Below are 12,553 nucleotides of genomic sequence, written 5' to 3'. Positions count from 1 at the left end.
TGTTAATCAATACTTTGAATTGTGGCCTCACCAATTATAATCCCCCTATCAACATCTGGCGACCCTTTATAGGCAATGGTTGCCTCACCGTATGCAGTAACTTTCAATCTTTTCGAGACATTCACTCTATAACTACCTTCACCATAGGCTACGATTTTAGTACTATTATTTTTAATGCCCAGTGCATTAATCCTGGTTTCTCCATAAGCAGTATATTTCTGCCTATCTATTCTTCCGGATTGAATTTCCAAAAAGCTTTCTCCGTAAATAGATGCCTGCAATTCATTAAAATCAACTTGGGAAAGATATACTTGTGATTGACCATATATTTTCAATTGAAACCGATCACTATTCAATGGACTTTCACAAACAAATTTCTCTTCACCCCTCAATGAAAGTTCTTCCAAGTTTCTATATGTGATTATCACTTTCAGAACTGTGCCATTATAGATGGATTTACTCCTTTTATAACCATTCTCTTTTACTTTCTCATTTTTGGTTATTTCTTTTGCTCCATCTAGATAAATACGAAGTGTTTTACCTTTAATCTCAGTGTTTACTTTATTCATTGACACTGTACAACTCTCTATTTGCACCTGTTCTTTATCACCTTGAACAAAAGTTGCTTCAATATGCGGGTTAACAGTAACTTTATCAAAATGCCCAACACTAATTGTTTTTTCCTGTGCCCAAATGGTAACCGTTAACAACATTATTAAAATCGAAATTCTTCTTTTCATGATTCAAAATATTTTGTGAATAGTTAATTGAATTATTCGGTTCGTAAACTCTTTACAGGATTTTGCTTAGCTGCTTTTATTGCCTGAAAACTTACAGTAATAACGGTCACCAACATTGCACCGACCATAGCCAAAGCAAAAATCCACCATTTCAGAATAATTCGATAAGGGTATTCTTGCAACCAACCATTCATTACGAAATACGCGACTGGAACGGCTATAAAACATGAGATAATCACTAGCTTCAAAAAATCTTTTGAAAGCATATTCCAAACATTGAAAACTGAAGCTCCCAATACTTTACGTACACCAATCTCCTTGGTTCGTTGCTCCGCAACAAATGATGTAAGACCAAACAAACCAAGGCAACTGATTAAAATTGCCAGAGCCGTAAAAATCCCAGATAGGCTACCGATACGCTCCTCAGAAGCAAATTTTTCTCCGTATTCTTCATCTATAAAATCGTACTCGAAAGGTATATCTGGAAAATGCTCTTTAAATACCCGTTCAACGGTTGCAATATTCTCACTCGAACTTTTCTCAGGATTTAACCTTAGATTATAATAGCTGGAATTATTAAATCTGTCATATACATAAACCCCCTGTTTTACAGGCTCATAAGGAGATTGTGTAATCATATCTTGAACCACACCTATTATTTTTAAAGGCGGGTTAGGATCTTCATCATCATCATCTTTTAAAAATTTACCAACGGGATCGGCCATTCCCAAATAGTTCTTAGCAGTCTCATTGATAAGCACTCCTAATGAATCGGTAGCGAATTCTCTTGAAAAATCTCGTCCTTCTAAAATCTTCAAATTCAATGATGAAGCATATTCGGGAGATACTTCCGTCCAAGCCAAATCTTCTTGAAACCCTTCAGGTTTTCCTTCCCATGTAAAACCTCCTCTGTTAGACCAGATTCGGGTGGTCGGACTGCTAGAAGATGACATCCCAATAACCGCATTAGAACTTAAGAACTCTGTTCGCATCAAATCATACTTGCCGTTAAAGTCTTGACTAAATGTCGGCACCTGAATTAACCCTTCTTTATCATATCCAACAGGGCGATTTTTTGCATGATTAATCTGTTGCATCACTATGACCGTACCTATTATAAAAGCTACTGATACCGTAAACTGAACCACCACCAATATTTTTCTTGGCAGACCGGCATATCGCCCTGATCTAAAAGTTCCTTTTAGAACATCAACGGGTTTAAAAGAAGACAAATACAGGGCTGGGTAACTTCCCGCCAATAATGCCGTAAAAAGAACAAATAGTAAAGAAATACCCCAAAAAATTGGGTTTGACCATGGAAAGACAATCTCTTTCCGAGCCAATTCATTAAATCCGTTAAGGGACAGTAATACAATAACCAACGCAATGAAAAAAGCGAACAAAACCACCAAGAACGATTCACTTAAAAACTGATAAATCAATTGACCTCTTTGAGAACCGATTGATTTACGAATTCCAACTTCTTTACTCCTTTTTTCAGATCTGGCTGTGCTCAAATTCATGAAGTTGATACACGCCAACAGAAGTACAAAAGCTCCAATAACACCAAATAACCAAACATACTTGATTCTCCCTCCAGTTTGTTTCCCATTTTCAAAATTGCTGTGCAGATGCCAATCTTCCATCGGAAAAAGAAAAATCTGTGGATTAAATTCCGCTGTATCTTCATTCAAATCTTTCTTAACATTGCGAATGGACTCACTAACCATACCCATATTTGTATTATCAGCCAATTGAACAAACATTTGAAAAGAATTGTTACCCCAACTATCCTCCGCGTTTCTTACCCATTCTGTTGTAGACAGATACTGTTCCCATGGAATAAGGAAATCGGTGTCGTTAAAAGAATTATTTACCGGAATATCTTTGAAGATAGCACTTACCATCAAATCATCCCGATTGCCTACTTGAACAGTTTTTCCAATAGGTGCTTCATCACCAAACAGCGCTTTGGCAGTTGATTCGGAAAGCATAATAGAATTGATTTCTCGGAGTCCATCTTTTTCTCCTTTGACAATTTGCAGTTCAAACAGTTCAGGAGCCTCTCGTTGCGCATAATTACCCGATCGAGATAGATTGGTTTCCTTATATTTCAAGTAGCGGTCGTTGGTCCAAGTCACCATTATCAAATGCTTGAAATTATCACCATACCCTTCTCGCAATGCCTTTTCTAAAGGTCTGGGTATAGCTGGTCCGGTCCCTGTTTCGTTATTAAAGGTTTGTGATTGAAATACTTGTGCAATTTTCGTTTCGTTTTGGAAATAATTGTTATATGTGAGTTCATCCTGAATCCAAAGCCCAATAATTAGCGTGACTGCCATTCCTAATGCAAGGCCTCCAATATTGATGATGGAATAGGCCTTATTCTTTATTAAGTTTCTCCAAGCAATTTTTAAATAGTTTTTAAACATGATCGATTCTTTTTTTGATTGTTCTTACTCGGTTCTTAAACTCTCAACTGGATTTACAATGGCTGCCTTAATACTTTGATAACTGACGGTCAGTACAGCTACCACTATTGCTAAAAATGCAGCAAAAACAAAAACTCCCCATCCAATTTCTATTCGGTATGAAAAATCTTCCAACCATTTGTTCATGACATACCAGCCCAAGGGTATAGAAACGAGAATGGCAACACCAACAAGCCTAAGAAAGTCAACGGTAAGTTTATACGTTATTTGACCTACACTTGCTCCCAAAACCTTTCTCACACCAATTTCTTTAGTACGCTTTTGTGCGTTAAAAGCAGCCAGTCCGAACAAACCAAGGCAGGCTATCAAAATAGAAAGTATGGTGAAAATCATAAATATCTTGCCCAAGCGATGTTCTGCCTCATAGGTGGAATTGAACGATTCGTCCATGAAACTATAACTAAATGGTTGACCAGGGGCCAATTTGCTCCACACCTCTTCGATGTCAGCAATTGCCTTCGAAAAATCACCCGCATTTAACTTCACTGCCATCATTCCAGATGATTCTCTATAGAAGAGTCCCAAGGCACCAATATCTTCACGTAATGATTCGTAATGAAAATCTTTAACTACACCAATAATGGTGAAGAATTGGGGAGTTTCTAATTCAATATCGTCTGAAATACGCATCCCCAAAGCTTCATGGGGCTGTACACCAAGAACTTTCAAGGTTGCCTCGTTAATAATTGCCGCCGTAGAATCCGTGGCAAACTCTTTGTTGAAATTACGCCCTTCAACAAGTTCCATATTCAATGTTGCGAGATAATTCTCATCAACATTCCAAGTTTGTATTTGAATTGCATTTTCTTGTTCCCTTGCCCCTTCCTTAAAATAAGAACTATTGGAGCGCGAGGAGGGCGTGGGCATGAAGCCACTTAAGGTTGCGCTTTGCACTAGGCCTAACTTTTGAGTTTCTTCCTTAAATGTCTGTGCTTGACTTCCCGCGGCGTAGACATCTTCAATCAAAACAACTTGTTCTTTGGCAAATCCTAAATCTTTATTTTGAATAAAATTCAACTGCTGAAAAACGACCAACGTGCTAACAATTAAAAAAACCGATATGGCAAACTGGAAAACTACTAATGTGTTCCTGATTTTACCACCACCTACACTACTATCACCACTTCCTTTAAGTACTTTAACGGGAACAAATTTCGACATAAAAAAAGCAGGGTAACTTCCTGAGAAAAGTGCTAAAAGAACTGTCGCAATAAGTAAAATTCCCCAGAAAAAAGGATTGGTAATCGGAACGGTAACGGATTTGCCAGAAAGCTCATTGAAAAACGGTAACGCCATAATAGTGACCAACAAGGCAAAAAGCAAGGAGATGAAAGAAATGAGTCCTGATTCAATCAAGAATTGACGTACCAGATCTGCTTTATTAGACCCCAAAGTCTTTCGAACACCCACCTCTTTTGCTCTTTTTAACGAATAGGCCGTGGATAAGTTCATAAAATTTACACAGGCCAATACTATAAGAAAAAGTCCAATAAACGATAATATGTAAACATTTTGCATGCTACTATTGGCACTCAATTCTTGATCACGAGAGGAATGCAAATGTATATCGGTCAAGGGCATTGTATGGTAATCTAAATAATTACCCGCTGCAAGGAATGTTTCTTTTGTGATACCCGGAAAAAATTGTTGTGCCCAAGGGAGCATATACTTTTCTAGCATACCTTGTAACGGCACCTCAAAATCTGCAGCATTTGCTGAGGATATCAACTTAACAAACGTTACAAAATTATTACTACCCCAATTATTCTCATGAGCAGGAGGATACCCAGACATCGACATAAAAACAGAGTGGTTTCTTAATAAGGAATTTTTAGGTAGATCATCAATAACCCCAGTTACGGTGTAGGTGTCAGTATTATTCAATAACAAACTTTGCCCCAATGCACTCTGTATTCCAAAATGTTTCTCAGCCGCCGTTTTGGTCAATATCACCGTATTGGGTTCTTTCAATGCTGTATCTGAGTCTCCAACTAGTAAGTCAATTCCAAAAAAATCAAAAAAATTGGTATCCGCAAAAGTTGCATTCAATTCTTTTGTATTTGTTTCAGAGTCACTTTTCCTTAACAGAATGCTTCCACTATTACGAAACCTAAAGGTCATTTCTACTTGTGGAAAATCACTTTGCATTGCAGCAGCCATTGGAGCAGCGGCTTCTGAAGCTCTCATTTCAGCTCCTCCAAATTTAATATCAGTATCTATTCTATATATTCGATTTGCATCTGTAAACATTTTATCAAAACTTAATTCATCATAGATGTATAATGAAATAAGCAAACCGCCTGCCATACCAATAGCGAGGCCAAAAACATTTAGGGAAGTGAAAAAAGGTTGCCTTTTTAGGCTTCTCCATGCGATTTTTAGATAGTTTTTAAACATGATTGACGATTTTTGATTGATGATTATTCTGTACGTAAACTTTTTATGGGGTTTACTATTGCGGCTTTAATACTTTGATAACTAACGGTAATAATTGAAATGGCAATTGCTAATAACGCTGCAAAAACAAAGACCCAAATACCAATTTCAATACGGTATGAAAAATCCTCTAACCATTTGTTCATGGCAAACCAGCCCAATGGAAGAGAAACTAGAATAGCAACACCTACCAATTTTAAAAAGTCAACCGATAGTTTATATGAAATCTGCCCAACACTTGCCCCAAGAACTTTTCTTATGCCAATTTCTTTGGTACGCTTTTCGGCATTAAACGCGGCCAAGCCAAATAAACCCAAACACGCAATTAATATAGACAAGGCAGTGAATATGAAAAATATTCTACCCAAGCGCTGTTCTGATTGATACGTATCATTAAATGAATCCTCCATAAAATAATAGTCAAATGGTTGCCCTGGTGCTATTTGATTCCAAATACCTTCAATTCCAGATATTGCATTTGTAAATTCGCCTGATTCTAATTTGATGGCAAGAGCATAGGCGCGATTACTTAAGTGTAAGCTCAAGGATTCAATATCAGCTCTAAAGGGTGAAAAATGAAAATCCTTTACCACACCGATTATGGTAAAATACTCCGGATTTTCCGCACTAAAATCAGGAGTGTAACGCTTACCTATTGCATCTTCAGGCGATCCTCCAATAACGGATACCGCAGATTCGTTTACAATAATTGCAGTGGAGTCATTTTTAAAATCATGATTAAAATCCCTACCGGCAATTATCTCAAAATTCATGGTGGACACATAATCATGATCAACACCCCAACGTTGCATATTCAAAGCGTTTTCCTGATCTGTTAGTCCTTCCTCCGGTGCAAAGGTTGAATCAGACCTGGAAGATGGTGTTGGAAAAAAACTACTCAAGGTAGCATCTTTAACATAGCTTAGTTTTTTAACTTCTTCTTTAAATGAAGTCGATTTATTACCGAGTGTAAATGCATCGTTCACTATTAATACCTGATCTTTTGAAAAACCAAGGTCTTTGTTTTGAATATAATCCAATTGTTGATAGACCACCAATGTTCCGACAATCAAAAAGACGGAAATAGCAAATTGGAAAATCACCAATGCGTTTCTAACTTTACCTCCGCCAATACTATTACTACTTGTGCCTTTTAAAACTTTTACAGGAATAAACTTTGACATGAAAAAGGCGGGATACCCCCCTGAAAAAAGTCCAAGGGCAATACCTGCAGCAAGAAGCAACAACCAGAAAAACGGATTTGTATACGGCATTGATATATCCTTATCTGCCAAATCATTGAACAATGGAAGTAATATTATTGCCAAAACCACAGCCAGCAGCAAAGATGCCAAGGAGACTAAACCAGATTCTATCAGAAACTGCCTGATCAGTTCCCCCCTTTTAGAACCTAAAGTTTTTCTTATCCCAACTTCCTTGGCCCTCTTAAGAGAATGCGCAGTAGATAGGTTCATAAAATTAACGCAGGCCAAAACCAGTAAAAATATAGCAATGAACGATAGAATATAGATACTCTGGATGTCATTGTTCCCACTTATTTCTGCAACCCTATCCGAATGCAAATGAATATCAGTCATTGGCATGGTACTATAGATTAAATGATTGCCTGCAGCCTCAAACTGTTCTTTTGTAATTCCTGGCATAAACTGTTGTACCCCTGGAATTACATACTTGTCCAAAAATCCCCGTAATGGCTCCTGTATATCATTAATATTTGCATTCGGTATCAACTTAATATACGTTTGATAATTATTACTCCCCCAATTCACTATACGAGAATCTTCATAACCCGACATCGCAATAAAAACTGTATGATCTCTTAAAAACGAATTTTTGGGAAAATCTTCAATAACTCCTGTTACCGTATAAGAATTATCATTATCTAAAATCAGAGTTTGGCCAACAGCCTCATTGACACTGAAATGCTTTTCAGCAGCAGATTTAGTCAAAATCAAGGTATTAGGAGATTTTAAGGCTGTTTTAATATCACCAACCAATAAATCCAACCCAAACATTTTGAAGAAAGTCGAATCTACATATGTGGTCTGTATTTCCTTAATATTTGCCTCAGTATCCGATTTGCGAACTAACATACTACCCTGCGTACGAAATCGCATGGCCAACTCTACTTCAGAAAAATCATTTTGAGCTGACTCGGCCATAGGAGCTGGAGTAACAGCAAATTTGCGATCTTCCCCACCAAATTTAATATCGGCATGAATTCGGTGAATCCGATCAGCGTCAGCGAACATTTTATCATAACTTAATTCATCATAGATATATAATGAAATAAGTATTCCGCCTGCTATTCCTATAGCGAGGCCAAAAGTGTTCAAAAAAGTAAAAAAAGGTTGTTTTTTTAGACTTCTCCAAGCTATTTTCAAATGATTTTTAAACATTATTCATGATTTTAAGATTGATGTTCCCTTCTTTTATTTCATTCTGTTCTTAGACTTTCTACAGGATTAGCCAACGCTGCTTTCAAAGCCTGAAAACTTACGGTCAGTAAAGCAATGACCATTGCAATAATTCCGGCAATTGCAAATACTTCCCATTTAATGTGAATACGGTAAGCAAAGCTCTCTAGCCAATTCTTCATCATCCACCAAGCGATTGGACTTGCGACCAATATGGCAACAAGCACCAACTGCATAAAATCTTTGGATAATAGTTGAACAATGCCCGTAACACTGGATCCCAGAACCTTTCGTACTCCTATTTCTTTTCGGCGTTGTTCTGCTGTAAACGCTGCAAGCCCAAACAAGCCTAAACACGAAATCAATATAGCCAACAATGCAAAAAGTTGTGAAAGGCTACCGATGAGCTTTTCACTTTTGAACCTAGCGTTGAATGCATCATCAACAAATTCATATTCAAAAGGAAAAGCGGGATTGTGTTGTTTAAGAACGCTTTCCATAGCTACGAGAGTTTTCCCTAAATCTTCTCCGGTCTTGGCTCTGGCATACATGAATCTTGCATTACGGTTATAATTAAAGAATATTACTGGGTCGCTTGAGCCGTACATATCTCCATACAAATAGTCCTTGACGACCCCAATAACAGTATATCCACCTCCGCTGATTACTTTCTTGCCAACCGCTGAGCCTTTACCCATAAGTTTAGCAAAACTTTCTGTAACCAAAATATTCGTGCTATCGGCGACTGCATTAGAACTAAACTTTCGACCCTCAACGATCTCCATCCCCGCAGTTTCCAAAAACTTTGGGCTCACATATCGAACAGAAACAAGAATATCTTCTGTATCGGTACCACCTTGCCATTCCAATCCTGATGTATTATTACCTCCTGATAAAATTTCTGAGTTGTTCAATCCAATATTTTCAATCATCCCTGAAGCAAGCATATCCTGTTCAATAGGACTAAAATTTTTGATTATATCACCATTGACAGGCACTTTAATGAGATTGTCCCTATCGTATCCTAAATCTCGGCTTTTTACATATTGTACTTGTTGATATACTATAATTGTGCTAATTATAAATACTATGGATATAATGAATTGAGTAGCTACTAGACCTTTACGTATTAAGGGGGCACTACCTTGCTTGCGGCTTGAACCTTTAAGTACTTGAACAGGTTTGAAAGAAGACAAATAAAACGCAGGATACCAGCCAGCAATAAGACCACAGATTATTGTGATGGCAACCAAAGACAGTAAATGAACTGGGGCAAATAAATGAAGGACGATTTGTTTATCAATCAACGAATTAAACTGTGGAAGAATCACAACCAATAGAAGTACGCTTACTAAAGTTGCCAAAGTCGCTGTAATCATCGCTTCGGCCATAAATTGAGAAATCAATCCCCTCTTCCCAGAACCCAATACTTTACGCACACCTACTTCACTAGCTCTTTTTTCGCTTCTAGCGGTCGAAAGATTCATGAAATTGATACATGCAATAAAGAGGATGATTATTGCGATTAGTGCAAATAAGCGCACATAAACGATTTGTCCACCTACTTTTTTTCCTCCTTCAAAATTAGATCTTAGGTGCCAATCTTTCATCGAATGCAGAAATGCGTAAGTTTCATCATCTTCAGTCTTTGCCGGAAGTATTTTCTTCACCTTGGAATTGACCGATTCAAAGTCAGCCTCCGAAGAAAGTTCAACAAAAGTGTCCGAAAATTTATTCCCATATTCCTTCATCCATTCTTTGCCTGCTGAAAACCTTTCAAAAGGAGCAACCCAATCAAAAACATAGGTCACATTTGTTGGCAAGTCCTCAAAAACCCCAGTAATTGTATAATTAGTATCATTATTGACCTGGACAACTTTGCCCAAAGCAGATTCATTTTCTCCATAAAGATGAGTAGCTGCTTTTTTTGAAATAACAATGCCATTATAATCGTTAAAGGCATTTTCCAAGTTTCCTTCAACAAAAGAAAGGCTAAACATTTTTAGAAAATCTGGATCTGCAAATCGCCCATATTTACTTATTGAGTTTTCACCTACCTCAAACAGAAGGCTTTCTTGTTTTGTTCGGGCACTTCCAATAATTTCTGGAATTTCATCTTTTAGAACTTTGGCCAGAGGACCTGGGGTTGCTTGAAAAAATGTACTCCACTCACCTTCATACTGCTGGTTTGTGGGAAGATAATATACTTGATCTTGCTTTTCGAAAGTACTATCAAAACTTAACTCGTCCTCCACCCAAAGTAATATTAGGCTGGCACAGGTAATCCCGATGGCCAATCCAAATATATTTAGTGCACTGTAGACTTTATTCTTCCAGAGGTTTCGCCAAGCGATTTTCAAATAGTTTCTAAACACGATTATTGATTTTTGATTGATGAATAAACTCCTTTAATAAACAATGTGATTAAATCAATGCCCCAATTTCTCTATTCTGACTTTCGGTCACAATTTGACCATCAAATAAATTAACCACTCTATGCGCATAATGAGAATCCCTGTCCGAGTGAGTTACCATAACAATGGTTGTACCTTCCTGATTTAATTCAGTAAGAAGATTCATTACCTCTATTCCATTTTTAGAATCCAAATTACCCGTTGGCTCATCGGCTAAAATCAGTTTTGGGTTAGTAACAACCGCCCTAGAAATAGCAACTCTTTGCTGCTGACCACCAGACAATTGTTGTGGAAAGTGTTTTGCGCGGTGAGCTATTTTCATTCGCTCAAGTACTTTCATCACTTTTTCTTTTCGTTCACTCTTACTCATTTTAAGATATATAAGGGGTAGTTCCACGTTCTCATATACCGTTAACTCGTCAATTAAATTGAAACTTTGAAAAACAAAACCCAGATTACCTTTTCGCAGTTGAGTACGTTGACTTTCCTTTAGTCCACCAACTTCATTACCCGCAAAGTTGTAGCTACCTTCAGTTGGGTTATCTAGCATACCAACAATGTTCAAAAGCGTCGACTTACCACATCCTGAGGGTCCCATAATGGCCACAAATTCGCCTTCTGCTACATTTAGGTTGACATTATTCAGTGCCAAGGTTTCTACCTCTTCCGTTCTAAAGCTCTTTTTTAAATTTTGAATCGTTATCATTTCTTGATTGAATTATTTGTTAGTATAATAGACAACATCATATGACTGATGTGTCAGTTGATTTTATTTTAAGACTATTTTTTCTGCTTCACCAAAACTTGCATAATTACTGGTAATTACTTGTTCTCCTGGTTCAAGACCCTCAAGTACCTCATAGTACCTTGAGTTTTGCTTACCTATACGAATATCTCTTCGCAAAGCTTCCCCGCCATTTTGATTAACCACAAAAATCCACTGGCCACCTGTACTTTGGAAGAAACTACCTTTTGGTAATAGCAAGGCATCTGAAGATTCTCCCAATTGCAGTTTTATATTATAGCTCTGACCAGCTCTTATATTCTCAGGTTTATCTCCTGTAAATACCAAATCAACCTTGAATCTACCACTGCGAACCTCAGGATATACTTTTCGTAACCTTAATTCATACTCTTGCCCATTTCGTTCAAAAGTTGCATTTAAATCTCGCTTAACCCTGTCGATATAGTGCTCATCAATATCCGCTTCAATTTTAAAATCTGTCAAAACATTTATTTGGCCAATTCTTTCTCCTTGACCAATATTCTGACCTATTTCGGCATCTAAAAATCCAAGTTGACCATCGGCTGGGGCACGAACGTTCAAATGGTCCAATCTTTCATACACCATACCCAAAGTTTTCTTCATTCTAGCCAAATCGGCATCCAATCCAGTTAATGAGGTCTTGCGCAGCTCATCATCATTAACAGTTTGCATTTTTACAATGTCATGCTGCTTTTGTGAAAGTTCATAGTTTTCTTTTGACAATAAATAAGTCTCTTTTGAAATCAACTCCTCATTATATAATGCCTGATTTTGTTCAAAATTTCTTTTTAATCGCTGTAAATCTGTACTAGCAGTAGCCAAAGACCGCCTTCCTTCTACTTGACGAGAATCAAAAGTTAATTTGGTTGATCTAAGGTCATTCTGCTTTAAGGCCAGGTTACTTTCACTCGCTAAAATTTGCTCGTAAAGATTCATATTCTCGAGTTTCAAAATAATATCTCCCTTTTTAACCATCGCACCTTCCTCAATCAATTTTTCATTGACACGCCCACCTTCGTAGGCATCCATATAAATAGTAGCTATTGGAGCAACATTACCGTTTATTGTAATATAGTCATCAAATTTTCCTTGGGTAATCTCCCCTAATGACAGCTTGTCTTTCTCTGCTCTAAAAGTTGAAACAGACGTGCTCATTACCAACTTATAAAGAACAAAAAGCAATAGTATCGCACCAGCTATATATGCGTAATGCTTTGGTTTCAATCCCTTTTTCTTTTCTATTTTTATATCCATCTTAGGTAAAAAA

At 37.3% G+C, this 12,553-nt stretch carries 7 protein-coding genes; all 7 read right to left on the bottom strand.

All coding sequences use genetic code 11. The features are described from left to right. Window positions 1-2: 2 nt before the first annotated feature. The 7 genes from FB2170_RS08995 to FB2170_RS08965 all read right to left on the bottom strand — a co-directional run bounded on the left by FB2170_RS08995 (window position 3) and on the right by FB2170_RS08965 (window position 12,540). On the bottom strand, window positions 3-740 hold the full coding sequence (locus FB2170_RS08995; RefSeq protein WP_013306232.1) for a head GIN domain-containing protein: 738 nt from the start codon (window positions 738-740) through the stop codon (window positions 3-5). Window positions 741-772: 32 nt separating this feature from the next. Beyond that, window positions 773-3,172: an ABC transporter permease gene (locus FB2170_RS08990; RefSeq protein ID WP_013306231.1), complete on the bottom strand. Its 2,400-nt coding sequence runs from the start codon at window positions 3,170-3,172 to the stop codon at window positions 773-775. Window positions 3,173-3,196: 24 nt separating this feature from the next. Beyond that, window positions 3,197-5,629: an ABC transporter permease gene (locus tag FB2170_RS08985; RefSeq protein WP_013306230.1), complete on the bottom strand. Its 2,433-nt coding sequence runs from the start codon at window positions 5,627-5,629 to the stop codon at window positions 3,197-3,199. A 23-nt stretch (window positions 5,630-5,652) separates the two neighbouring features. Then, window positions 5,653-8,088, bottom strand: a complete 2,436-nt coding sequence (locus tag FB2170_RS08980; RefSeq protein ID WP_013306229.1) for an ABC transporter permease — start codon at window positions 8,086-8,088, stop codon at window positions 5,653-5,655. Window positions 8,089-8,126: 38 nt separating this feature from the next. After that, window positions 8,127-10,481: an ABC transporter permease gene (locus tag FB2170_RS08975; protein WP_013306228.1), complete on the bottom strand. Its 2,355-nt coding sequence runs from the start codon at window positions 10,479-10,481 to the stop codon at window positions 8,127-8,129. 49 nt (window positions 10,482-10,530) lie between these two features. Further along, window positions 10,531-11,226 carry an ABC transporter ATP-binding protein gene (locus FB2170_RS08970; RefSeq protein ID WP_013306227.1) on the bottom strand — a complete coding sequence of 232 codons (696 nt, stop codon included), beginning with the start codon at window positions 11,224-11,226 and terminating at the stop codon, window positions 10,531-10,533. 63 nt (window positions 11,227-11,289) lie between these two features. After that, window positions 11,290-12,540 (bottom strand): efflux RND transporter periplasmic adaptor subunit, encoded by a 1,251-nt coding sequence (locus tag FB2170_RS08965; protein WP_013306226.1) that lies wholly within the window; start codon window positions 12,538-12,540, stop codon window positions 11,290-11,292. Between the last annotated feature and the right edge of the window lie 13 nt (window positions 12,541-12,553).

This window comes from Maribacter sp. HTCC2170 (assembly GCF_000153165.2).
Classification (GTDB): Bacteria; Bacteroidota; Bacteroidia; order Flavobacteriales; family Flavobacteriaceae; genus Maribacter_A.
Note: the sequence above shows the minus strand (reverse complement) of the source record. Positions and strands in the feature narration are given on the sequence as shown.